Origin of the sequence: Lysinibacillus sp. FSL L8-0126 (assembly GCF_038630385.1) — a bacterium.
In the GTDB taxonomy this organism is placed as follows: Bacteria; Bacillota; Bacilli; order Bacillales_A; family Planococcaceae; genus Lysinibacillus; species Lysinibacillus fusiformis_D.
In genome coordinates this window covers 3,961,755-3,985,764 of sequence record NZ_CP152028.1, presented here as the reverse complement: position 1 = coordinate 3,985,764, position 24,010 = coordinate 3,961,755, and the positions used below count along the sequence as shown (strand labels likewise).

At 38.7% G+C, this 24,010-nt stretch carries 21 protein-coding genes and 1 pseudogene; 15 read left to right on the top strand and 7 right to left on the bottom strand.

Going from position 1 to position 24,010, the window contains the following annotated elements; genetic code table 11:
• The first annotated feature begins 280 nt into the window (after positions 1–280).
• Positions 281–3,364 (top strand): ATP-binding protein, encoded by a 3,084-nt coding sequence (locus MHI34_RS19220; protein ID WP_342503814.1) that lies wholly within the window; start codon positions 281–283, stop codon positions 3,362–3,364.
• Positions 3,365–3,384: 20 nt separating this feature from the next.
• On the opposite strand, the gene MHI34_RS19215 is transcribed toward MHI34_RS19220, so the two are convergent.
• On the bottom strand, positions 3,385–4,323 hold the full coding sequence (locus tag MHI34_RS19215; RefSeq protein WP_180957799.1) for a DMT family transporter: 939 nt from the start codon (positions 4,321–4,323) through the stop codon (positions 3,385–3,387).
• A 147-nt stretch (positions 4,324–4,470) separates the two neighbouring features.
• Between MHI34_RS19215 and MHI34_RS19210 the strand changes: the two genes are divergently transcribed.
• Entirely contained in the window at positions 4,471–4,965 is a 495-nt protein-coding gene (locus MHI34_RS19210; RefSeq protein ID WP_036126093.1) for an Lrp/AsnC family transcriptional regulator, read from the top strand.
• Between the two features lie 134 nt (positions 4,966–5,099).
• Here MHI34_RS19210 and MHI34_RS19205 read toward each other — a convergent pair whose 3' ends face one another.
• Together MHI34_RS19205 and MHI34_RS19200 are read right to left on the bottom strand one after the other, a co-directional pair.
• A complete protein-coding gene (locus MHI34_RS19205) occupies positions 5,100–5,273 on the bottom strand; it encodes a hypothetical protein (protein ID WP_170829867.1) in 174 nt (57 codons plus the stop codon).
• 84 nt (positions 5,274–5,357) lie between these two features.
• On the bottom strand, positions 5,358–6,200 hold the full coding sequence (locus MHI34_RS19200; protein ID WP_058844448.1) for a copper amine oxidase N-terminal domain-containing protein: 843 nt from the start codon (positions 6,198–6,200) through the stop codon (positions 5,358–5,360).
• A gap of 134 nt (positions 6,201–6,334) precedes the next feature.
• Between MHI34_RS19200 and MHI34_RS19195 the strand changes: the two genes are divergently transcribed.
• The 3 genes and pseudogenes from MHI34_RS19195 to MHI34_RS19185 all read left to right on the top strand — a co-directional run bounded on the left by MHI34_RS19195 (position 6,335) and on the right by MHI34_RS19185 (position 7,828).
• Positions 6,335–6,499, top strand: a complete 165-nt coding sequence (locus MHI34_RS19195) for a hypothetical protein (RefSeq protein WP_180957800.1) — start codon at positions 6,335–6,337, stop codon at positions 6,497–6,499.
• A 177-nt stretch (positions 6,500–6,676) separates the two neighbouring features.
• Positions 6,677–6,914 (top strand): annotated as a pseudogene (locus MHI34_RS19190) (GNAT family N-acetyltransferase); the annotation flags it as partial.
• A gap of 5 nt (positions 6,915–6,919) precedes the next feature.
• Positions 6,920–7,828: a DUF2268 domain-containing putative Zn-dependent protease gene (locus tag MHI34_RS19185; protein WP_342503813.1), complete on the top strand. Its 909-nt coding sequence runs from the start codon at positions 6,920–6,922 to the stop codon at positions 7,826–7,828.
• 53 nt (positions 7,829–7,881) lie between these two features.
• Here MHI34_RS19185 and MHI34_RS19180 read toward each other — a convergent pair whose 3' ends face one another.
• Both MHI34_RS19180 and MHI34_RS19175 read right to left on the bottom strand, forming a co-directional pair.
• Positions 7,882–8,361 (bottom strand): DinB family protein, encoded by a 480-nt coding sequence (locus MHI34_RS19180; protein ID WP_036126081.1) that lies wholly within the window; start codon positions 8,359–8,361, stop codon positions 7,882–7,884.
• A gap of 89 nt (positions 8,362–8,450) precedes the next feature.
• Complete coding sequence (locus MHI34_RS19175) at positions 8,451–9,068, bottom strand: LysE family translocator (RefSeq protein WP_036126079.1); 618 nt, start codon at positions 9,066–9,068, stop codon at positions 8,451–8,453.
• Positions 9,069–9,216: 148 nt separating this feature from the next.
• Here MHI34_RS19175 and MHI34_RS19170 point away from each other — a divergent pair, with 148 nt between their 5' ends.
• The 3 genes from MHI34_RS19170 (at position 9,217) to MHI34_RS19160 (ending at position 11,086) form a co-directional block, all read left to right on the top strand.
• Entirely contained in the window at positions 9,217–9,456 is a 240-nt protein-coding gene (locus MHI34_RS19170; protein WP_170829865.1) for a DUF3953 domain-containing protein, read from the top strand.
• Positions 9,457–9,528: 72 nt separating this feature from the next.
• Positions 9,529–9,954, top strand: coding sequence for a 3-hydroxyacyl-ACP dehydratase FabZ (gene fabZ / locus MHI34_RS19165; protein WP_249645693.1), 426 nt, complete (start codon positions 9,529–9,531; stop codon positions 9,952–9,954).
• A gap of 388 nt (positions 9,955–10,342) precedes the next feature.
• Positions 10,343–11,086, top strand: a complete 744-nt coding sequence (locus MHI34_RS19160) for a polysaccharide deacetylase family protein (RefSeq protein ID WP_036126074.1) — start codon at positions 10,343–10,345, stop codon at positions 11,084–11,086.
• Between the two features lie 42 nt (positions 11,087–11,128).
• On the opposite strand, the gene MHI34_RS19155 is transcribed toward MHI34_RS19160, so the two are convergent.
• Positions 11,129–11,395 carry a hypothetical protein gene (locus MHI34_RS19155; protein WP_036126072.1) on the bottom strand — a complete coding sequence of 89 codons (267 nt, stop codon included), beginning with the start codon at positions 11,393–11,395 and terminating at the stop codon, positions 11,129–11,131.
• Positions 11,396–12,123: 728 nt separating this feature from the next.
• On the opposite strand from MHI34_RS19155, the gene MHI34_RS19150 reads away from it, so the two are divergent.
• From MHI34_RS19150 to MHI34_RS19120, 7 genes are all read left to right on the top strand, one after another.
• On the top strand, positions 12,124–13,638 hold the full coding sequence (locus MHI34_RS19150) for a S41 family peptidase (RefSeq protein ID WP_249645691.1): 1,515 nt from the start codon (positions 12,124–12,126) through the stop codon (positions 13,636–13,638).
• 68 nt (positions 13,639–13,706) lie between these two features.
• A complete protein-coding gene (locus MHI34_RS19145; protein ID WP_342504490.1) occupies positions 13,707–14,609 on the top strand; it encodes a CobW family GTP-binding protein in 903 nt (300 codons plus the stop codon).
• Positions 14,610–15,053: 444 nt separating this feature from the next.
• Positions 15,054–15,740: a CAP domain-containing protein gene (locus tag MHI34_RS19140; protein ID WP_036126066.1), complete on the top strand. Its 687-nt coding sequence runs from the start codon at positions 15,054–15,056 to the stop codon at positions 15,738–15,740.
• Between the two features lie 251 nt (positions 15,741–15,991).
• On the top strand, positions 15,992–18,946 hold the full coding sequence (locus tag MHI34_RS19135; protein ID WP_342503812.1) for an EAL domain-containing protein: 2,955 nt from the start codon (positions 15,992–15,994) through the stop codon (positions 18,944–18,946).
• Between the two features lie 119 nt (positions 18,947–19,065).
• Entirely contained in the window at positions 19,066–20,499 is a 1,434-nt protein-coding gene (locus MHI34_RS19130; protein ID WP_342503811.1) for a spore germination protein, read from the top strand.
• A complete protein-coding gene (locus MHI34_RS19125) occupies positions 20,496–21,524 on the top strand; it encodes a GerAB/ArcD/ProY family transporter (RefSeq protein ID WP_340834217.1) in 1,029 nt (342 codons plus the stop codon). Before MHI34_RS19130 ends, MHI34_RS19125 begins: the two co-directional genes overlap by 4 nt.
• Positions 21,514–22,590, top strand: a complete 1,077-nt coding sequence (locus MHI34_RS19120; RefSeq protein ID WP_036126053.1) for a Ger(x)C family spore germination protein — start codon at positions 21,514–21,516, stop codon at positions 22,588–22,590. The genes MHI34_RS19125 and MHI34_RS19120 overlap by 11 nt, the downstream gene beginning before the upstream one ends.
• A 42-nt stretch (positions 22,591–22,632) precedes the next feature.
• On the opposite strand, the gene MHI34_RS19115 is transcribed toward MHI34_RS19120, so the two are convergent.
• A complete protein-coding gene (locus tag MHI34_RS19115) occupies positions 22,633–23,979 on the bottom strand; it encodes an MATE family efflux transporter (RefSeq protein WP_342503810.1) in 1,347 nt (448 codons plus the stop codon).
• Positions 23,980–24,010 lie beyond the last annotated feature (31 nt).

The window sequence follows — 24,010 nt, the reverse complement described above, 5'->3', positions numbered from 1 at the left end:
CGGAGGGGCTGCTTTTTTTATGGCAAAAAGTTCTAAAAACCCGACTTTACTTACAGGCATTGGATAGAAAGGGTTGTGGAAGTATATGAAATGTTTTGGCGAAATGGCTCAACCAAATCAGAGCCTGTTGTTCGATTAGGACTATATTAAGAATTTGTTCAGAATTTGTAGAGATGTGCTTGGTAGAATTGGAAGGTTGTAAGATCATTACTCGATCAAGACCTAGGAGGTGGCGTTCGCAAAGGAGAAATACTATGTTGCCCTTTGACGAGATTCACTTATGAAAAAGAAAAAAATAGCGATCATTATTCTCTTATTTTTTATTTTGTTAACGAGCACACGCATATTGTGGTTGCATTTATTTACTCAGCCAGACCAACCCTACGCAGAAAAAGGGCAAATCGATGTACGGGATTTTGATTTTCAACAGAATGCTTTGACACTGGATGGTGAATGGGCATTTTATTCCTCTCACTGGTTGATGGATAGTAATCAACCACCTTTCCCCCCCACGTACATACAGGTTCCAGATGGTTGGGATCAAATTTTTCAAGAAGGTAAGCTGACGCCATATGGCTATGGCTCCTATCATTTGAAAATACAGGTTAATCCAGAAGAAACAAAAACATTTAGCATAAGGGTGCCTAGCATTCGTAGTGCAGCAGAAATATATGTAAATGATCGTTTAGTTGCGAAGGCTGGTGAGCTAGGTGAAAATCGAGCGCAAACGATGGCCAAAAATGTTCCATTTACAGCTTCTTTTGACACAAAGGGCCAAAGTGAAATCGACATTGTTGTGCAAGTGGCTAACTTTCAAGATCCTCGTAATGGGGGAATTGTGCGGTCTATAAAATTTGGATATGAAGATGTTATCTATCGCGAAACACAATTGTCTATTACCATGCAGCTATTAGTGGCAGTCGTTTTACTTTTACATGCCCTTTACTCGATCATCCTATATTTAGTTGGAAATAAGGAAAGACCTTTACTGTTCTTTTCACTCTTAACCGTCAGTATCATGTTTTATTATCTATTAGGGAGTGACGATAAGCTTCTCTCATTTTGGTTTCCAATCAATTATGATTGGGGGTTTATATTGGTTCACCTTTCGATGATTGGCATTGGCTATTCCCTGCTACAATGTATCGATCCATGGCTACCGCGCCATTTTCACCGTTATCAGCAGGGATTTGCCCTTGTATGTGCCTGTGCAGCTGTGTTGGCTATTGTACTACCAACACGATATGTAGTGTCGATACAAAGTGTTTATATTGTCATTTTAGGCGTTCCCATTGTGATCACCATGATGATGATGCTAGGAAAGGCGCTCAAAGATATCCGTCAGCATGTTTTTCTACTTTTAGCAATCCTTGCATTTATCAATAGTATTCTTTGGGATATTTTGCTACTGATTTCAGGAATCAAGGTGATTTCATATCCCTTTGATTTGATAATGACCATTGCTTGTTTAGCGACATTGTGGTTTAAAGATTACGCAAAAGTGCATGCGGATACAAAAGACCTTGCCCAAAAATTGCAAGAGACAGATAAACTAAAGGATGAATTTCTGGCAAGCACCTCCCATGAATTACGCAATCCGCTTCATAGTATTATCAATATGTCCAAGGCTGTTTTAGAGCGTGAGTCCCATGCACTTAGTCATAAAAGCGTCCATGATTTAGAAACGGTGCTGTCTGTTGGGCAACGAATGTCGCATTTATTGAACGATTTACTTGATGTGATGAGCCTAAAGGATAATACACAAAAATTGCATCTGACCCCGGTTTCCATTCATACCATCGTGGCTGGCGTCTTCGATATGCTACGTTTTATGATTGAAGGAAAGCCGGTTCAGTTTGTTCAGCAAATTCCAGCAGACTTTCAAAAAGTACTGGCAGATGAAAATCGGGTAATCCAAATTATTTTTAATTTGGTACATAATGCCATGAAATTTACTAATGAAGGTACTATTACGATTTCGGGCTATACCGAGGCTAGCATGGCGAAGATTGTGGTGGCAGATACGGGCATTGGCATAGATGAGGAAACCATGCAGCGATTATTTGAGCCATATGAGCAAGGTACTGTCAGTAAGACGATAGTAGAGGGCGGATTTGGGCTAGGGCTTAGTATTTGTAAGCGACTGGTTGAACTACAAAGGGGAACATTGGACGTACAATCAGTGGTGGGACAAGGCACCACCTTTACCTTCACATTACCACTATCTGACGAAGCGGAAGCTCAAAAGGTAACGCTTGCACAGCAGGCTCATCAAAAACAGGAAAGCCCTGAGGTACAGCAAGATGGAATGAACGATGTAGGAGATGCGTGGAATCAACCACGAATTTTAGTAGTGGATGATGAGCCCATCAATTTAAGAGTGGTGGCAACCCTCTTGGCGAATGAGCAGTATGATGTCGTCACGGTGACAAGTGGTTTGCAGGCACTTGAATATATACGGTCCCAGGAATGGGATTTAGTGATTTCAGACGTAATGATGCCGAAAATGAATGGCTATGAATTAGTACGAATCATCCGTAAGCAATTCTTCATGACGGATTTACCCGTACTATTACTAACTGCACGTAGTCAGCCACATGATATTGAAAATGGCTTTTCAGCGGGGGCCAATGATTATGTCGTCAAGCCTGTTGATGCCTTAGAGCTTCGATCTCGCGTTGAGGCATTAACAAAGGTGAAGCGATCTATTCAAGAACGACATCGTATGGAGGCAGCGTGGCTTCAGGCACAAATCGAGCCCCATTTTCTCTTTAATACATTAAATGCTATCTTAACGTTAAGTGAATTGGACAGTGAGCGGACAGCTAAATTAGTAGAGGCATTAAGTGATTTTTTAAGAGAATCCTATAATTTTCAAAACGTAGAAGCGCTTGTTCCATTAGAAAATGAACTTCGGTTAATTCAAGCCTACCTCTATATTCAGCAGGAACGTTTTGGTGAACGTATTCGCGTCGTATGGGACTTAGATACAGCGACGAATGTATGGATTCCATCGCTAACCATTCAACCGCTAGTTGAAAATGCATTAAAGCATGGTATTTTAAAGCGTGTTGAAGGGGGAACCGTTCACATTCGTATCATTAATTGTGGTACTCATATCGAAATTAGTGTCTCAGATGATGGCGTTGGTATGGACGAAGAGCAATTGGCGAAGCTACTACAGCCGAACAAACGTCCATCCAGAAGTATTGGCTTATCGAATACCCATAGACGTCTGCAACAGCATTACGGTCAAGGCTTACACATAACAAGCAAGCTGCATGAAGGAACTGCTGTTTCATTTGTTGTATTACCAAAGAAAACAACTAATCAATTAGATGCCTTCTCCCACAGCGAATACTGAGAGGGGGAAGGCATCTTATGTTAATGACAAACTTGATTCTGTGGCATTTTGGTTTTAAAGTGCGTAAATAAATAACAGCCTATAATAACGATCAGTCCTCCAATGCCTTGAAGCCAACTCAGCTTTTCACCGATAAAGAAGAACGCGAGCAGGGCAGTGAAAATTGGATTGAAGTTTAGGAAAATGCCAGAGGTTGTGGCTCCTAATTGCTGTACGCCTATATTCCAAAAGACCATACAAACGACAGTAGAGATAATCCCTGTATACAGAAGAGAAAGGATGAAAGACGGATTGATATTAGAGAAGGTGAATTCCGTACTGGTGAACGGGACAAGAGTAAGAATACCAAACACTCCCGCATACAATGTAGCCATTAATGGAGAGGTTGTTTTCATAGCCCACTTACTACAAACCGAGTAAAGTCCCCAGACACAAACCGCAGCTACCATCCATAAATCCCCTGTATTCAATTGAAAATCCAGTAACTGCTGCAAATCTCCTTTCGAAAGGACGAGAACCACCCCCATGAAAGAAAGAGTCATAGCCAAAAGCTGCAAGCCATTTATTTTTTCTTTGAGAAAAGCAAATGAAAAAAGGGCTATGGACATCGTATTCATCGTTGAAATAAGGCCTGCATTCGTGGATGTTGTTCGCTCCAACGCTAAAAATTGAAAAATATTAAACAAGGCGACACCTGTAATACCCATGAACAATAACGGCACAAGAGCTGCTTTTGCAGGGACTAGCTTCTTTTCTTTCCACCAGACTAATGGGATAAGGACAATCACCGCGATGAACCATCTTGCCATCGTTAAAGTCATCGGAGAGGCATGCGCCACAAGCGTCTTGGCCACAACAAAATTGCCTCCCCAAAGTAAGCTTGTGACGAGCATTAAGCCCATATAAAATTTGACCAAGGTATGTAACCCTCCTATGATTTTATGTATATTAAGAATCATAGCATTATTGAGGTTTTAGCTGTATAATATTTTGTATAATTGTACTAATTTGAAATAATTAAAATAAATTTAATAAATTTCAGAAGAATATTCTGAAATAGAGTCTAATATGTACTTGCCGAATAACAATCAAAAGGAGAGATAACAATGGAGGAGATTAAAAATAAAGCATTAGACAGTGTGGATCTTCAAATTTTAGCGATTTTGCAGAGAGAGGTGCAACTCAGTAATGCAGAATTGGCTAGACGAGTAAACTTGTCTCCGCCAGCAACTCATACAAGGGTCAAACGCCTTGAAACAGAAGGATATATCGATCAGCAAGTGGCTATTTTAAATCAAGAAAAGCTAGGATTTGATTTACTGTGCTATGTCTTTATGAGCACTAATATTCACCAAGCGAAGGAAATCGAGGAATTGGAGGACAGCTTAAAAACGATGACCGAAATCATGGAATGTCATTGTTTAACAGGTGCATATGATTATTTGTTAAAGGTTGTCATTCGAGATCGCAAAGAATTAGATCAATTCATCCGCAAATTAAATAAGCTAGGGGTTTCTAGAATTCAAACGAACTTATCCTTGAGGGAAATTAAATATTCTACTGTGTTACCTATAGAAGAAAACAGCAAGTGTGAGTTTTAGGCTCAAACTTGCTGTTTTTTTAGTTTTCAGGATGACCTATTAAAGGTTTTCTACGATACTTGTGGCATACTTTTTCAGGTTAGACAACGATAGAATTTTATAGAAGCGTGTTTGGATGCTCTCTACTTTTCTCGTTATTCATCCTTTGCTGGGAGTTGGTCATATCCCAAAGTATTCAGGTTTTCTTGTGGCTGCGCATTGACGGTTTGTTCTTTAGCTTCCGCTTCTTCGCTAGGCGGAGCTTCTTCCGCAGAACAGGCAGCTAAGAGGGAAAATAGCACGCAACTTAATAACAGTAGCTTCTGCATGAGGCAAACCTCCATATATTCGATGTTGATATGAATATTTTGTCCATTTTCATGCAGAATATGTTGAACATCGCTTACAAAAAATTATGCTACTGTATTACTAATAATGGTACTAAAGCCATTAGTGGCAGCATTGTTTATAAGCTGTTTTATAGATTGAACTGCTTGATCTGTGAAAATATACCAGCTATCTTCAAACACATCATGCAGTAGATGATGGGGATGACCTTGTAATAGTTCATCAGGGAATGCAGTATTTAATGAATAAATATCAAATTGTTTGACTGTGTTCGTATCATCGCTCATAAAACGATATTGCCCACGTTTAGAATAGGAACCAGGTATGTCTAAATTAATTTGCCATGAATATTCTTTAGGTGCCTCTACTTTGTTTCCTTTTTGCTGGAAAACTTGATAAAGCGCTTTATGATAAGCATTGCCTTTAATGTCTTGAATAACACCACCCATTGTCATTTGATATTCATAGCGGAGGGCTTTTATTTTTTTATTGTCAAGTAGTAGTGGTTCAGAAGTGATACTGACTGTACCTTGATTGTATTGGACCTGACTGCCAAATGTTTCCGCAATAAAGCGAATCGGTACATAGGTACGATTATTTTTCATGTATGGCTGTACATCCAATTGCTCTGTTTTGTCATTTTTCATGACAGTCTTGTTGTTGAGATTTAATACAATCAATGTTTTATTCATGGCAAGGGTAATTTGTGAATCCTTCCAATGCACTTGCGCACCTAGATTTTCACTGATCACACGCAATGGCACCATGATTCGATTGCTTCTTTGCTCAGGTGCTGTATCAGATTTTACTATTACGTCATCTATTTTAATTTGTGTAGTGGCAGCATCAGCCGGAAAAGCCACAAAAAACATAGATGTTAACAATAGTCCAGTGAAGACTTTTTTCATGGTAGTCAACCTCCTATATTCGAGTTTTTAGCATCTTCAATATTTTACCATAGTTATTGGCTATTGGTCGCTAATTTTTTACAGCTATATTCCGTAATTGTTCTCGAATACTAACGGTGAAGGGAGGTTTTTAAATGAAATTATTGACCTGGGGTATTGTTGGTGCAGCACTGTTTGCTGCCATGAAAGGCTATGGGAAATCAAATCAAGGACAGAAGGATAGCTTTCAACAAACGACGACGCCTGTACAACTAGTTGCCAATGCGAATCCACTGACAGCCAATACACCGAAACAGTAAAACGAAGAGAAGCTTATAGATTATTTTGATCTACAAGATTTCTATAATTTTACATAAATATCATATCATTGGTATAATAGATTGGGAGAAAAGGGGTGTATAGATGCTTGATTTTACAAACTATCATGACGATTTAGAAGAAATTCTGCAATTATTTAACGAAACCGTACATACTTTTATGTCCATAAGGATTTTCAAAGACAGGGGATTGCAGCAGCCTTAGTAGATTTACTAGAAGCGGACGCAAAAAAGCTTGGTCTTACCCATATCTACACAGATGCTAGTCTTACAGCGAGACCCTTCTTTGAACGAAAAGGATACCAAATCATTCAAAGACAAACCGTCGAGGCGTCAAGGCATATTGTTCATGAATGTTAGCATGGGTAAATTATTTATTGATGAAAAGGACGGATGAAAAGGATGCATTATGTAAAGGGTTTTGTCGTATTAATGATGCTATGCTTCGTGTTTAGTGCCTGTGCACAAACAGAAAAGCCTTCCCATAAAAAACCAGATATTGAAAGTATCACGGTTTCATTCGAACATCCAGAAACGAAGCAACCATTTAAAATAGTTCATGCTTTTGAGCTTTTTCAAAACTATACGGAAAAGGTAGAAAGTAATCCAGATCGTTCACCATTGGACATCTATCGAGAAGAGGTCATTGATCCCGTTTATAGTGCATGTTTTGAGAATGGTGAATATATAAACATGGCTGAGACGGTGTTAAATATCACGACCAAACAATTGAAAGAAAATCAATTATTAAGCGAAAAAATTGATAGGGAAGCAACAGAAAAGAGTATTAAGGAAGGTCTGTTCAAATCTTCTGAACTCCTTCCCACTAAAAATGAAATGACGGTATGTGTTTTTCCAGCCACAGATGTAAACGCGAATATGGTAACGATTGGTGCAGGTAAAATAACAGCCCTCTATAATAAATATTATACAAATGAATTTATTAGGGCTGTAATTGCCCATGAATATCATCATAGTGTTGCAACTGAAAAACGCCCGCGTAATGAGGGGACAGTGCTAGATCATCTCATATTTGAAGGAAGGGCAGTGATGTTTGAAAAATTAGTTTATCCTGATTTAAATTTTACGCGAATAGATTTGGATTACAACAAAGTTTATTGGTCTGATGTTGCAGCGGATTTGGAAAAGCATAACTTGATTCGTGCCCTAGAAATAATTAGAGGTGGAAATGGTCTACCCTTTAGTTATGGCTACAGCGAAGGCTATAAAATGGTTAAATCTTTTCTCGATTTGCATCCCAATGTATCGATAGAGGAGTGGACTGCCTTAAGTCCGAAAGAAATTTTTTAAAAAGGAAAGTATCTCGAAAATTATCAATAAACAAATAAGCAACAGACCCTGTATTAAACTCGGTCTGTTACTTCGTTTAGGCATCGATGAATGGTGACAATTGCTTGTAAATGCATACCTTCATGAAAGATGGTACGTAGGAGTACTTGTTCAATGGTCTGCATACCCATGTCGATAGGTGGGAATTTCTCAGCCAATCGATGACCGTATCGTTCCTTTATCTGTGAAGGCTGCTGAGCCAAGTACTTTTTTAACTCCTCGAATGTGGGCGTTTTTTCGTCAAAATGCTTAGGCGACGTACCAAAGCTAAACCATTTCATGAGAGCTACTAATGCTGTATCCTTTTCTTTTGTTAACGCCTCTAGCCATAAATATTGATCGAGATAAAGATGGCCCATATTCCAGCGAATATTATTATGAAAACCAGCTGGAATGATATTTGCCTTTTCTTCTGACACATGCTCTAGCAAATGGAGTAACTCGCTACGGTAATGTGCTAACTGCTGAAATAAATTTTCTTGACGTTCATTCAAGTTCACCCCTCCTTTTTAGTATGTATTGGCTAAAATTCTCCATTTTCCTGCAAAAAAAAGAAGAACACTCTTTTGTGTTCCTCTCCAGATTATCTACTTTGTGTCTGTAGTGCTAAACGGACACCGAGACCGATATAGACAAAGCCGACAGTTTTTTCAAGCCAACGTGAGCTACCACTTGTTTTCGTAAAGATTTTTTCACCAATGAAGCTTGTAATAATTGCTAGTAGTATTGTATACAAAGCACTCATCACAACAAAGGTGATGCCTAGTGTTAGCAATTGGCTTGTGACAGATTGCTCGTTGTGCTGTACAAATTGTGGTAAGAAAGCAAGGAAAAATAAAGCTGTCTTGGGATTTAAAATTTCTGCTAAAAAGCCTTGGCGGAATGATGTACTAGCAGGGCTTTGTTCCACAGTTGGTTGTTCAATTTTTTTTGGTTTTGTGAGGAGCATCTGAATACCTAAATAAACAAGGTAGGCCACCCCAATATATTTCACTACCTCAAAGGCTGTGGCTGATTTCATCAAAATAGCAGAAAGACCTAAAACAGCCGCTAACGTATGAACTAAATCTCCAAGACCGATGCCTAAAGCGGTATAAATACCATTCTTTTTGCCACTTTTTAATGTTTGTGTAATCGTGATAATAACAGCAGGACCTGGGATTAAAAATAATAAAAGTACTATTGCGATAAAAGATAACATGCGAAACCTTCCTATTCTAATAAACTAATCAATCTAAGGTAAATGCATGGAATATTATATTCCAGCGACTATAGGGCTGTCGATAAAGAAATATTGAAAAAGGAATGAAAAAAAATTCAGAAAATAATTTAGTGAGGAGATGATCGGCATGAAATGGTCCTATTGTCTACAACTATTCATATTTATCCCAATTGTGGTGACGAGTATGTATGGTCTTATTACAAAAGATTTTTCGTTCTTACCAGTTACTTTCATGTTATTAGGTTGTACATTTTTACTCATTGGTATGAGAGAGTGGCAAAGAGCCAAACGATCTACCATTAGTATTCTTTCTTTTGGTACGGCCATTTTTCTATTTGTCATTGTCGGACAGTCATTTTTTGACTAACTTCATTTTTATTACTAAGTACTAATATTTAGTGTTAGAATAAGGTTATAAAAATGCTGTGGAGGAATCAATATGTTAACAAGTCAACAATTGCAAGGAATATTACCACATCGCTATCCGTTTCTTTTAGTAGATCGTATTTTGGAATTAGAGGAGGGGAAGCGTGCAGTCGGATTGAAAAATGTGACAATCCATGAGGAGTTCTTTCAGGGACATTTTCCACATTATCCTGTCATGCCAGGTGTGCTCATTGTGGAAGCGTTAGCGCAAGTCAGTGCAGTCATTATGCTGACAAAGGCAGGGAATGAGGGGCGGTTAGGCTTGCTTGCGGGCATTGATCATTGTCGCTTTAAAAAACAAGTAAAGCCTGGTGATCAGCTACGGCTTGAGGTAGTAATCAACCGTGTGAAAGGGACAGTCGGTAAAGGAAGTGGGGTTGCCACAGTGAATGGAGAAATCGTTTGTGAAACAAACCTTGTTTTTGCTTTTGGCCAGTAAAAGGAGGTCCTTTTATAAATGATAGTTTCATGCATAGTGTTTTTGTCTTGACTTTGCTTGATGACGTACTACATACCCATCTTATCCTCATGATTCAACTGAAGACTCCCTTCTCTATAGGGGCAATGAATACTTTTTGGCGGGTGAGCGCCACGTGGTAATAATGGTGAAAGCATGTCACAGGATGTAACGATCGGCAAAAGTGAAGCGTCTGCGACAAATACACCATGGTGTGATTGAATGTTGTGGACAAGCTTCAACAAAAAAATTATATGAGCCTGGAAAACATACGTCATGATAAATTTTAATGAAATAAAGCTAAACATAAGCATTTTTTTATGAAATCCACAAATAATAAAGTACGAAAATTATTTGGGGACGTGAAAATGTGAAAAAATTTTTACTGTTTTTACTACCACTTTGTTTGATCACGGTGTCGTTTTTTTATGTCAAAGTAAGTTCTTCTGAAAATAAAGGGAGAAAGTATTATGAAGAAGCAGGACAAATTCTTTGGGAAATCCAAACAGAGGAAAAAATCATTGCCTTAACGTTTGATGATGGTCCACATCGTACCTATACAGCGGATGTTCTTGATGTATTAGAGAAATACAATGCGAAAGCTACTTTTTTTATTGTTGGTCAAAATGCAGAAAAAAATCCTGAATTGATAGCAAGAATGTATGAAGAAGGGCATGAATTGGCCAATCATACCTTTACACACCCTTTAAAAACAAATGTACCTAATTTAATGAAGGAAATTCAACAAACAGATGAGGTAATTGCAGGAATTACGGGCTATCAGCCAACCTTATTTCGCCCCGTTGAAGGGCAATATACCGATGCCATGATAGAGGCGATTGCCAAAAAAGGCTATAAAGTCGTTATGTGGTCTTGGCATTTGGATACGCTCGATTGGAAGAATCCTGGGGTCAATCGCATCGTTAATACGGTTTTAAAAGGCGTAAAGGCTGGCAATATCGTGCTGTTTCATGATGGTGGCGGAAACCGAGCCCAAACCGTCAAAGCATTGGAGCAAATCTTGCCAGAGCTTGAAAAGCAGGGCTACCAGTTTGTGACGGTTTCTGAATTGATGGAACTACAAAGGACTCATCAGAAGATAAAAAAACAGTAGTGTGGTAGGTATTTGGCTTCCACACTACTCTTTATGTAAAGGTTATTTTAACATTTTTTTGATTTGCTTTAGTTCAGCAATTAAATAATCGATTTGTTTCTGCATGTTATCGACTTTGGCTGTTTGATCACCATTATTTGTTGGAGAAGAATCGTTCTTCGCATTTTGTAGTGCCTCTAGGGCTAGACCAGCTGCGATGGTCTGAATGCCATCCCCTAAAGTTGAAATGGCTGTGCCGATATAGGCTAACTTTGCAATATAAATATCCATTGAATCATTGTTCTGGTTCTGTTTATTATTTCTTCCCATTTTCCTGCCTCCTTACAATTGTCATTACTTGCATCATATGCGACAACAATGGAAAAGGCGATTCACGAGGCATTTGAATGATTCGCTAAAATGGTAATGTTAACTCAGCAAAATTATTGGAGGAAAATAGCATGGGCAAATGTAGAGCTTGTTGAAATGGATAGTGCGTTGCTAGAGGGAATGGGCAGGAGCGATTAGCAAACTTTCAATCTTCCTATGTAGACGTTGCGACGGAAACATTCAAATGGCTGCACGAAAGTTAGGATTGTAGCCTAAGTTGATTGAGCTTCAAGAGATGAGCTAATGGAAAAAGCGCCTACACTGTATGGTAATTTTTCAGTCGTATATAAAGGGCAACTGCTTTCCTTCCGTCGATTAACTGTTCATACGGTCTATAAAAAAGGTGAAAAAGAATGAATAGTTGCTAAGGAGCTGCAACTTTTTTCGTCACTTGTACGTTATATTCTTATAGCATTTCTATGATTCTTTGAGTTTTTGGTTGACTGCAACTAGGAAATGAGTAAAATTAAAAGGCAGTACCATTATATACCTAAACTTAACAGTATGATGAGTAAATAGGTGCTAGGATGCTAGATAGGATGAAGCATGATAGGTTAAGGTTTGTCATGAAGTTTTGGCAGTCTTTTTCTTTTCGTCTTCTGGATAACCTGTTAAGATGGTAGTAGTGTGACAACAAGTTAGTGTATATGAGAGTGGTGACAATCAAGATGGATGAACAGAAAAACGAAAGTACAGAACAGCAGCAGGAGCCGACTCCAGCAGAAGTAAAGCCGGCAGGACAATTTATACAACTGAAACCGTTTAAATTTATCATGCTAATGTTCTTTACAATCCTTATTACGGCAGGGTTAACGATTTTTGCGTTAACGTTTGGTGATAAGAAAGTAGTAGAAGTGAAAGTTCCGACTGAACGTGAGGAATTTACAAAATTATATGAAGCATTTGATTTACTGAAAAATAACTATTACCAAGATATTGATGATGGAAAAGTAGTCGATGGTGCTATTAATGGTATGTTCGATGCATTAGGCGATCCTTATTCTGACTTCATGGTAAAGGAAGAAGCAGATCAATTTAATTCTGGTTTATCTTCTAGCTTCCAAGGAATTGGAGCGGAAATCCAAGAGCGTAATGGTTATATTACAGTTGTGTCACCTATCAAAAATTCTCCTGCAGAAAAGGCAGGCTTATTACCAAAAGATATCATCTTAACGGTTGATGGGAAAAGCATTCAAGGCTTGAGTGCAACAGAAGCGGTTGCTTTAATTCGCGGTGAGAAAGGAACACCAGTGAAATTAACGGTGAAACGCGGCGAAAACACAGAGGCTATTCACATGACCATTGTTCGTGATGAAATCCCAGTAGAAACAGTTTATGGGGAAATGCTTGATGGCAATATTGCCCATATTCAAATTACATCATTTAGTGAACAAACAACGAAAGAGCTTGAAAAAATCCTTGCTGAGTATGAAGGCAAAGGAATGAAAGGCATTGTTTTAGATTTACGTCAAAATCCTGGTGGCTATTTAACGGCTGCTGTCGATATTTCTAATTTCTTTGTACCAGAAGGAAAAGCGATTGTTCAGGTACAAGAAAAAGATGCAGAGCCTCAGATTACTAATGCCATTGCAGGTAAAAAATATAACCTACCAATTACAGTACTTGTCGATAGTGGTAGTGCCTCTGCCTCTGAGATTTTAGCAGGTGCATTAAAAGAATCTGTAGGTGCCAAAGTTGTAGGTGAAACATCCTTCGGTAAAGGGACTGTCCAAAATGTAACACCATTAAAAGACGGCTCTAATCTGAAATTTACAACAGGTAAATGGTTAACACCGAATGGGAACTGGATTAACGAAAAAGGCATTGAACCTGATGTCAAAGTTGGTTATCCATCGTATGCTACTTTACCTTACTTGAATGCCTCTTTAGAAATGAAGACAGGCTTACAGTCGGACTCTGTAAAAGCAGCGGAGGAGATGCTTCAAGTGCTAGGGTATGAGCCTGGTGAAATAGATGGTATTTTCGATGACAATACTGCACGTGCTGTAGAAAAACTACAAGCAGCGAATAACCTTGAAGAAACAGGTATTTTAACAGGCAATACAACGTATGCGTTAATGGATGCTTTACGTGCAAAAATGAAAGCCGATGATCCTCAGTTATTAAAAGCGAAAGAGCTTCTTTCAGGAACAGCCGAAAAAACAGAGGACACAACAAACTAACAATGTAGCTGTCGCAACGGTCGTCTTTCACGGCATTTGCGACAGCTTTTTTTATAGGAGGAAAAATGATGAAAGATGTATACCTATTTAGTGGCTTTTTAGGGAGTGGCAAAACATCCATGCTTACGGATGTCATTCGCCAATTAAAAGAAAAGAATCTAAAGCCTGCCGTTATTATGAATGAGCTAGGAAAGCTGCCATTTGATTCACAGGCAGTGGAGAAAGATATCCCGCTCAAGGAGATGCTAGAGGGCTGTATTTGCTGTTCAGGTGCTGAAAAAACGGAGGCACAAATTCAATCTCTTCTATTAGATAGTGATTTTGATGTATTAATTATTGAAACAACGGGAGCTGCTCATCCTGTGGAAGCATTAGATGCTGTGTATTCACCACTTTTTGCAGATCAGTTAAATGTCAAAGGCATTATCACAGTGGCTGATTCCAAGCTCTGGCTGCACCGTGATACGTTAACACCGCAAGTACGCTCTTTATTTATGGAGCAAATTCGACATGCGCACTTATTATTAGCAAATAAAACAGATTTATTAACAGAGGCAGAGCAAGGACAAGTGGTCTACGAACTCCAAGGCTTAAATCCACATGCCTTTATTTTGCAAACAACGAATGGGCGAGTCCCACTTCACTTACTTGAAGGCTTAAAGGCAACGGCACAGGTTGATAAAGCTGACATTGTCAAAGCGCCAATAGCCTCCATGCAGCTTGGCTCACGCTTAGTGGAATTCACAGATAGCGAATTTACACAGGAGCAATTTGAAGATTGGATTCGTACATTACCAGAAACGATTTATCGTATGAAGGGCTATGTGCCGATTGAGGGCATTAAAAATCCAATGCTGTTTCAATATGCTTATGGAATGGTCCAATGGCTTCCTGAGTATATCAAAATACCAGCAAAACTTGTCATTATTGGAGAAAATGTCAGTTATTTACCTATCATTGGGGAACAATGAATAAATTTGATAATCTGCGAAATGTTGCATATGTACGTCATATGTAGCTTTACGCAGGTTATTTTATTTTTATGTAAATGAATTGTAATGCCTTTGTAACACAACTGTAATATTGAATAGCAATAAACACGCGACACTAGCTATCTCTAGGTCTATTCCATAATTGAAGGTAAGAAAATAGGCTGAGAATCTAGTGCATAAAACCATCATTTTTTATTCATTTTAGATGCGTATTTTCGAAAATAGTAACGAGTTTAAGAGGGGTGTCAACCCTCTTTCAAACGTAAGTATTTCATAGATTGGCGAAAACTAGTAAAAAATAGTGCAAAAAAAACGCGATTTTTCGCGCATTTCTTTCTTCGTTGGAGACGTTAGCAAATGTTGGTAAGATTTTTATGAAAATCATCCTTTACGATTAGTTGCAGAGAAGGAGGAATTGCAAACATGAAAAAAACACTCACTGCAATTTGTGCAACAATTCTTTTAGCAGCTCCAATTCAAATAGCTTCAGCTGCTGCTAATACAACAGAAGGGGATTCTGTACAGCAATCAACGAACTGTAAAGTTTATTATTATAAATGGTCAAACAATCATAAGTGGAATATCAAATTACCACAGGCATCTACACCATCTAAAGAGGTGCCAACAACAAATAATAATACACAACCAACGCCAAATAATAATCAATCATCACAAAACGAAAAACCAGCAACACCACCAGCTACTTCAACACCATCAACAACAACTTCAGATGTGAACGCATTTGAACAGGAAGTAGTAAAATTAACAAACGCTGAGCGTACAAAAGCTGGTTTATCACCACTTCAAACAGATGCGAAATTAATGGCTGCAGCTCGTGAAAAATCACAAGATATGCAAACAAACAAGTATTTCTCACATACAAGTCCAACATTCGGTTCACCATTTGATCGTATGAAAGCTTTAGGCATCACTTATAAAGGTGCTGGAGAAAACATTGCTCAAGGTCAACGTTCACCACAAGAAGTAGTACAAGCGTGGATGGACTCACCAGGTCACCGTGCGAACATTTTAAATGGTAAATTTACGCACATCGGTGTAGGTTACGTGAAATCAGGTAACTACTGGACACAACAATTTATTCAAAAATAATCACTGCTTACACAAAAGATACCTGATAAGTCTCTAATGGCTTATCGGGTATCTTTTTTTATTTGCAAAAGTTAAATGCTAATGGACTGTTTAATTATTGAGCAAATCACAGGCTTCATCACTCATACATCAACCTTTATCGTCCAACTTTTAAATTTTATCGTCTAACCATCAAAATGATAGTTTTTAAACTATGTTTTTGGGGAATTACTAAATTAGTAGTAGGTAAAAAGTAGGGAAGGGTGAGGTTGATGAAAAAGCCGAATTTATTAAAGCAATTTTTTGCAAGAGAAGAAAGTACACAGGCAATAGCGCTAGCTACAGTTCAAGATCATCGTTTATTCTCATATGCCATGTCCTTTGCGAAGTATCACCCTGATATGATGATTGTCTTTGCAGCGGATGGAGAAATTATTTATGTAAATCAAGAGGCACTCTATCAACTATTACACTATCGACCAAGCCATGCAGAGGATTTTAAGCGAATTTTGACGGTCCCTGATTATAAGCGGCTAAAAAGAGCATTCAACCAAACATTGCGGGGGAAATCGGTCAAAATTGATATAGAAAGGCTACAGCATCAAGGTCAACAGCTAAGCCTTGTACTAACATTTATACCGATTAAAAATGGTGAGGATCAGGCAGAGGGGCTTTATTTAATTATTGAAGATATGTCTACCTATTCTGCGATGAAGCATCAATTATTGCTTCATGAAAAGCATTTAAATTATGCTCAGCATATTGCCGCAGTAGGGAGCTGGGAATACTTTATTCAGCATGACAAGCTGTATTGCTCCGATAATTTTTATCAAATTTTTGGCTTTAGCCGTTCAGAAAACGACGGTATTGATCGAGCTTTCCAATTCATCCATCCAGATGACCATGAAAAGACCTACGATGCATTTAACAATGCCCGAAAAGGCATCAACTTGAATAGTGAATTTCGAATATATCATGGTGAAACTCATGATTTGCGTTATGTACAAGCAGCGGCAGAAGTAACTTGGAAGGATAATAAGCCCTTTAAGATGGTTGGGGTTGTAAAGGATCAGACAGCTTTTAAACTGCTTGAGCAGGCATTAAATGATACACTCGCCAACTATCATTATATTTTTAATCATTTAGATGCGGGGATTTGGATGCGAGATTCCATTCGAGGAACAATGCTTTTTGCCTCAAAAGGGCTAGAGGGAATTTTAGGCATTCCACTAGCGAAGCTTTACGAAGACGCCGAAGTATGGATTAACATGATTCACCCTGCACATCGCGAGGAGGTACTAGCGTACACCGATTATCTTGCTATCGGCAAGAGCTACCAAGTGATTTATCGTATTTTTACAGGTGAAAACCAAACAAAATGGTTGCTTGAGCAAATTGTACCGAGACTCGATGAGAAGGGAGAAGTAAATCAAATTTTTGGCTTAGTAACGGATATTACAAAGGAGGTTGAACGAGAAAAGAAGCTCAATTATTTAGTGTACTATGATGAATTGACAGGCTTACCAAATCAATTGAGCTTGCATGATAAAGTGGACACGCTCTGTTCGGCAGGCGAGCCATTTGCCCTTCTCTATATTTCCATTAATCGTTTTCATGTGCTAAATAATGCATTAGGTTCACAAATCGGTGATGAGCTTCTTCGAGTGGTGACCCAGCATTTTGCCAAGCTTCTCGATGATACTAGTTACTTGGCACGCCTAGACCATCAGCATTTTATTTTGATAATGAAAAAATATGTGAGTAAACAGCATATTTACGCATTGGCTAATCGTTTACTGAAAATCTTTGATACCGCTCTGACGATTAAAGACTATCAATTGCATCTCTCTGCTAGCATTGGCATTGTTTTTTATCCTGAGGAAGGTAGAAAGAGAAATATCTTATTAGAAAATGCTTACTCTGCTTTGTGCTATGCGAAGCAACAAGGGCGCAATCGCTTTCATATCTATGCCTTTACAGAAGATATTACTTCCTATAAGCAATATGTGCTAGATCGTGATATGCGTCAAGCGATGTTAAATGAAGAATTTGAGCTATATTTTCAGCCATTGGTAGAGCCACAAAAAGGCAATATTTATGGAGCAGAGGCGTTAATTCGTTGGCATCATAAAGAATGGGGGCTTGTGTCACCTGGTGAATTTATCCCTTTAGCGGAAGAAAATCATATGATCCATATTATTACAGATTGGGTCATTAAAAAAGCATGTGCTTTCTTGCGGAAATGGCAGCAAGATGGGCATGTACTGCGTACGATTAACATCAAAATTTCACCTATTCGTTTGATGAAAAGGGGCTTTGTCCCATTTCTTCAAGAGCAATTGCAGCTCAATGAAATCCCTGCTCACTATTTACAATTAGAAATTACAGAAAGGACCATTTTAAAAAATAGCGCAAGTGTTATGACGGTATTAAAGGAATTGCAAGAACTTGGTGTCAAAATTGCTATTGGTGATTTTGGAACAGGCTATTCATCGTTAGAATCATTGCGCACGTTTCAGCCAACAACGCTTCATATCTATGAGGCGTTTATTCGGCAAATTCGCCATGATCATCCTGTTGAAAATGGGCTTATCTCAACAACGATCTATTTAGCAAAAATGCTAGGCATTCAAGTAGTGGCAAAAGGGGTCGAAAGCTATGATCAATATATTTTTTTAAAGCAGCATGAATGTCATTATCTACAAGGAAGCATCTATTCAAAAGCAGTTCCTGCGAAGGCTTTTGAAAAAATGCTAGCTAAAGGCTTCTTAGAACCGCCGAAAGCGATTGTCCATCACAAGCCAGCTGTGGAGCGTCGCAAGTATTTTCGCTTTCATTTCCCAGCCTATGTGAAGGGCTCTATGACCATTATTGAAATGAACCAGCAAAAGCTTGCTATCGGTCATACGCCAATCGTCATTGAAAATATTAGCTTAGGGGGAATGAAGATTCGCTCTACACTGAAGCTACCAATCAATCAAACGATGAAGTTTCAATTTAACTTTGTGTTGATGAACCAGTCATTTACTATAGAAGGTACATTTAGATGGACATTAGAGGAAAAGTATCAAATTTATTCATACGGAGTAGCCTTCAATCTAACGCAGGAAAATGAGGGGAAATTAGCGCCTATCATCAATCGTATGACAGCTTTGCATAATCAGCATGAAAAAATAGAGGGGACGCCCTTTATCTATGAAGATATTGAAGCTTATTTTAAAAAATAATCCATTTAAAGATGCCCCTCTGTTTTAACGGGCATCTTTTTTATGGCTATGAATCCCACTATGCAAGCGTTTGAAAATGGAGAAAAATGTTTATACTCTCCAATAGAGGGGGGCGTTTTATGGATAAAGTGGAGTATATGATGAAAAGCCTACAAAAAGCATTCTACCATTCCTCGGATTTGACAGTCAGACAAGTAGATTGGCATGAAGGGGATACGGCTATTTTATGCTTTTACGCTTCTCTAGTTGATGCGAAGGAAGTACAAAAAGTACTGGATACCATTTATGCCCGTTTAGATACAGATAAACCTTTTTGGAGTGAAACGTTAATTACGACATTGCAAGATTTTTCCTTACCGCAAGCGATTGAAAGAGTCTGTCAAGGGGAAACGATCGTGATATTGCCTGAAAGGGGAGAGATGCTGACACTTAGCATCATAAATGAGGTGCGTCGAAATCTCGAAGAGCCGATCAACGAACATATTCTTCGAGGCTCGCATGAGGGCTTGATTGAGCGTGCAGACACCAATTTAGCTTTGATACGAAAGCGAGTGAATAATCCCGCACTTGTCGTAAAATCTTTTTCGATTGGCCATCAAACGAAAACAAAGGCCTATTATCTGTATATGGATGGGGTCATACAGCCTGAGATCTTACAGGAGGTTGAAAAGCGGATTGCAGCGATTCAGATCGACTATTTTTATAGTATTGGTCAATTAAGCGATGCGTTAGAGGATTCGGTGTTATCGCCCTTTCCACAATTGTTAAATACAGAGCATCCAGATCGTGTAGTAGCCAATTTAGTGGAGGGCAAGGTCGTGGTCATGACAAATATTTCACCATCTGCCTTAATTGGTCCCGTGACCTTTTTCTCTTTCTATCAAACACCCGATGATTATAATGGTCGGGTTGTTGTTGGCTCCTTTTATAAAATCGTCCGCTTACTGTCGTTTATAACCGCGGTTTTTTTACCAGCTTTTTATATTGCAGTAGTTAGCTTTCATTTTGAGGTACTGCCACTAGAACTAAGTAATCAAGTGAAAAACGATGTGAATGAAATCCCTTATCGACCACTAATCGAAGCGCTCATTCTTGAAATTATTATGGAGCTCATTCGAGAATCGAGTATACGTTTGCCGCAATCTGTAGGGCAAACAATTGGAATCGTTGGGGGGCTAGTAATAGGAGATGCCATCGTTAATGCAGGGTTAGTGTCTAATTTAATGGTCATTGTCGTTGCCTTAACGGCTATTTCAAGCTATGTCGTTCCATCCGTTGAATTGAATAGTACCATACGTATGTTACGCTTTCCGTTTATGGTCCTAGCCTCATTGTTTGGGTTTTTAGGGATTGTCATAGGGGTTGTTATTTTACTCATTCATCTAATCAGTTTAACTTCTATTAAACAGCCGTATTTTTCACCCATCGTACCTTTTCAGCCAAAAGCGGTGTATAAAATTTTTTTACGCTGGCCATTCATTAAACCGACTGTGCAAGTTACTTCCTTTGACCCACCAGAGGATGAACAGCTAAAAAATGAGGATACGCCATGAAGTTTTCGCTATCTAAGGCTCAATTTTTTTTAGTACTATTTATTATTCAAACAGGTGTCGTCTATATTGCCTTCCAAACCCCTTTAATCATTTACAGTCAACATAATGCTTGGCTCGTTTTTATTTTAGCAAGTGTCATTCATTATGGTCTGTTGCTCCTGTTTGAACGCTATTATGCCTACTTTTATTTAAATCGATTTTTTCGCTGGGTCTATCAGCTTTATTGGATTTTATTAGCGGCTGTACTGATTGCCTATATGGGATATGTTTTGGCCACATGGGTATTACCACAAACCCCTGAATGGCTCGTTGTTGTACTGATTGTCGCACTATCCTTGTATGCCAACCTAGTAAGACCAGAAACGGTCATTAACATCGGTGTCATGCTCATACCAATCATTTTCCTTTTTGTGCTTTTTTTAATGCTGGCGATTCCCGATTTAACATGGAGTAATCTATTTCCTATTGAATGGAATCATATGAGACAAATCATGGGGGGCTTGATTCATAGTACCTATGCTTTTTTTGGCATTGAAATGTACCTTCTTTATCGACCATTTCTAAAACAAGATACACAGGTGAAAGGGCGGCCTTTATTCATCTACCAACTGGTCATTTTTGTATTTTATTTGATTTCCGTGCTTTTTACGCAAATGTTCTTTGCCTTAGATGAAATCAAGTTGATCCCAGAGCCGATTATGTATATTTTAAAATCACAGGAAGTGACATTTGTTAAACGACTTGATATTTTCTTCGTCTATATTTGGCTATCATGGTCTATTGTCACGGTCATGATTTTTGGTCTGTCCTTTCGAGTGCTGTATCTTTCAAAAAAAAGGAAGCATCCGAAATGGAGTATTATTATCTACCATCTTTTACTGGCAATACTACCGCTCTTTATGATGCAATTTCAGCGCATTGAGTTTATTAAAAATTCTTTGCACTATGTATTATTCTTTTTTACTTTTCTACTACCGCTCATCATTATCTGTTGGAATAAATGGAGGGGAAAACGTGTATCGTAAAGGGAGTATAATCATCTTATCTATAGTGCTTTTAGCGGGATGTTGGGATGAACGCCTTTATAAAAATGCGTCTGTCGTAACACTCGTTGGTGTGGAAGGCTATGTTGGGGAGTACAAAGGCTATTATGCTTATCCGAATACAACAGCACAGCAAAATGAAGTGATTGAAGCGGAAGGGATTTCACCGAAAGATGTACGCAATAACGCCAATTTGAAAGTCGAGCAAACGCTTGATCTATCGGAGCTATCAACGCTCCTAATAGCGGATCAAACAGTGAGAGAGCCCATTTATGATATCTTGGATATTTATTTTCGCGATCCTCAAAATCCGATATCCATCAAAGTGGCGATAACAGAAGGGGATGTCAAACCATACGTTGACTTAACGAAGGATTTAGCTGGAAGCGCAGGCGTTTATTATGAACGCTTTATCGAAAGTACAGAGGAAAATACCTTTTTTCCGAAATTAGATTTACAAACGATTGGCTCGATGTTATTTGAACAAACAATCGATATCACGCTACCGTATATTCGGCTAGGTGAGGATAAAAAGCACGTTGTTGCGGCTGGTTTAGCTTTATTTTCAGGTCAAACCTTTACGGGCACAGTATTAACGCCAAAACAATCCCTCATCATGCTCATTTTAATGAATCAAACTAATAAGCAAGCACGTATGAGTTATATGTGGAAGCATGACGGGAAAGAAATGCCGATTACGGCAGATGTTATCCATGTGAAGCGTAAATGGATAGTGGATGAGGAACTGAGACGAATAACGATGGATTACCAACTCGAGGTCGGAATTGAAGAATTCGCCCAAGATCATTTGTATAAAGAAACCATTTTTAAGGATGTTCAACAATTGATTCAAAAGCATTTGCAGGCGGAGTTTGAGGAGGTCTTACGTATACTTCAAAATCAAAAGTCTGATACATTAGGAATTGGTCGCTATATTCGTGCCTATCACCCGAAGATGTTTAAGGACGACTGGCATACGGAATATACATCCTTACAGCTCGTGCCGTCTGTTCAAGTGAAAATCATTCGTACAGGTGTATTACGCTAAAAAATCGCCTTTCTCAAGAGGGAGAAAAGCGATTTTTTGTCGTTAGACGGTAACTCTTTTTTGAACAATTAGCAGACGGATAAGCAGGGTGATTGCGCCCATTGTTAAACCAGCAACAAGTCCAATCCAATATCCAAATGGACCAAAATCAGTATGCGTAGCAAGGATATAGCCCACGGGCAAGCCAATGATCCAATACGAGATAATTGCCATCATAAATGTGATCATAACATCCTTATAGCCACGTAATGCCCCTTGTACGGGTGCTTGAATCGCATCCGAGAGCTGAAAAATGGCTGCATAAACTAAAAATTGTACAGCATACTCAAGTACTATAGGATCTGTTGAATACATATGAGCTACAGGCTCACGTAAAATAAATAAGATACAAGCAGAAATAAAACTAAATAAAATGGCTGTGCCGACACATAGATAACTATAAATACGAGCATCCCGCATGCGACTAGCACCAATTTCAAAGCCTACTAATATGGTAACACCCATGGAAATACTAAGCGGCACCATATAGAGCAGGGAGGTGAAATTTAAGGCAATTTGATGAGCAGCAATAATTTCTGTACTAAAATTACTCATCATCATGGTAACGGCAGAAAAAATGCTTGTTTCTGCAAATAAGGAGATGCCAATTGGCACACCAATCAGTAAAATTTCCTTCCATCGAAGCCATTCCAGCTTCGGCCAATGGTGGAACAAACGGAAACGTTCGAACGGTACTCGTTTGGCGATAATCCATACAGTAATCAAGAAAATGAGCCAGTACGTAATTGCTGTTGCGACACCTGCACCAATCCCGCCAAGCTCTGGTGCGCCGAATTTACCGAAAATAAAAATGTAGTTAAGGACGATATTAATCGGCGTTGTCAATAATGTAATAATCATTGTGACACGTGTCTGCCCAAGGGCATCAATGAAACAACGCATGACAAAAAATAAGAATAAAGGTAAAAGACCAGCACACATCGCATAGATGTAGCCTTTTGCAATGCTATGTACAGCAGATTCTAAATTCATCTTGCTAAGTATCCAATCGATGCCAAAAAAGAGCCCTGTGAAGATGATGATTGCCAGCAAAATGGCTACATAAATACCTTGCTGAACGGCCTTTTTGGCATCCATCTCTTGTTTCGCTCCGACCAGCTGTGAGACAATCGGTGTAATGGCAAGGAGAATACCCGACAGTCCTGTATAAATCGGCATCCAAATGGAGGAGCCGATTGAGACACCTGCTAAATCGGCGGTCCCATAGCGACTGGACATTAAAATATCAAAAAATGAAATAAGATAAATGGCTACTTGTGTTACTAAGATGGGAACAATCATTTTTAAAAGTAGTGCATATTTTTCCTTAATTGTGGATGTTTGGTACATATTTGATACTTCCTTCGTGAACATAATGAAC

Excerpts from the sequence above, each read along its gene's own strand:
- MHI34_RS19215 (WP_180957799.1), bottom strand. The coding sequence starts at position 4,323 with ATGATTCTTAATATACATAAAATCATAGGAGGGTTACATACCTTGGTC.
- MHI34_RS19125 (WP_340834217.1), top strand. The coding sequence starts at position 20,496 with ATGAAGTTTTCGCTATCTAAGGCTCAATTTTTTTTAGTACTATTTATT.
- MHI34_RS19145 (WP_342504490.1), top strand. The coding sequence starts at position 13,707 with ATGAAAGATGTATACCTATTTAGTGGCTTTTTAGGGAGTGGCAAAACA.
- MHI34_RS19115 (WP_342503810.1), bottom strand. The coding sequence starts at position 23,979 with ATGTACCAAACATCCACAATTAAGGAAAAATATGCACTACTTTTAAAA.
- MHI34_RS19185 (WP_342503813.1), top strand. The coding sequence starts at position 6,920 with ATGCATTATGTAAAGGGTTTTGTCGTATTAATGATGCTATGCTTCGTG.
- MHI34_RS19170 (WP_170829865.1), top strand. The coding sequence starts at position 9,217 with ATGAAATGGTCCTATTGTCTACAACTATTCATATTTATCCCAATTGTG.
- MHI34_RS19130 (WP_342503811.1), top strand. The coding sequence starts at position 19,066 with ATGGATAAAGTGGAGTATATGATGAAAAGCCTACAAAAAGCATTCTAC.
- MHI34_RS19150 (WP_249645691.1), top strand. The coding sequence starts at position 12,124 with ATGGATGAACAGAAAAACGAAAGTACAGAACAGCAGCAGGAGCCGACT.
- MHI34_RS19175 (WP_036126079.1), bottom strand. The coding sequence starts at position 9,068 with ATGTTATCTTTTATCGCAATAGTACTTTTATTATTTTTAATCCCAGGT.
- MHI34_RS19210 (WP_036126093.1), top strand. The coding sequence starts at position 4,471 with ATGGAGGAGATTAAAAATAAAGCATTAGACAGTGTGGATCTTCAAATT.
- MHI34_RS19155 (WP_036126072.1), bottom strand. The coding sequence starts at position 11,395 with ATGGGAAGAAATAATAAACAGAACCAGAACAATGATTCAATGGATATT.
- MHI34_RS19135 (WP_342503812.1), top strand. The coding sequence starts at position 15,992 with ATGAAAAAGCCGAATTTATTAAAGCAATTTTTTGCAAGAGAAGAAAGT.
- MHI34_RS19200 (WP_058844448.1), bottom strand. The coding sequence starts at position 6,200 with ATGAAAAAAGTCTTCACTGGACTATTGTTAACATCTATGTTTTTTGTG.
- MHI34_RS19220 (WP_342503814.1), top strand. The coding sequence starts at position 281 with ATGAAAAAGAAAAAAATAGCGATCATTATTCTCTTATTTTTTATTTTG.
- fabZ (WP_249645693.1), top strand. The coding sequence starts at position 9,529 with ATGTTAACAAGTCAACAATTGCAAGGAATATTACCACATCGCTATCCG.
- MHI34_RS19195 (WP_180957800.1), top strand. The coding sequence starts at position 6,335 with ATGAAATTATTGACCTGGGGTATTGTTGGTGCAGCACTGTTTGCTGCC.
- MHI34_RS19205 (WP_170829867.1), bottom strand. The coding sequence starts at position 5,273 with ATGCAGAAGCTACTGTTATTAAGTTGCGTGCTATTTTCCCTCTTAGCT.
- MHI34_RS19140 (WP_036126066.1), top strand. The coding sequence starts at position 15,054 with ATGAAAAAAACACTCACTGCAATTTGTGCAACAATTCTTTTAGCAGCT.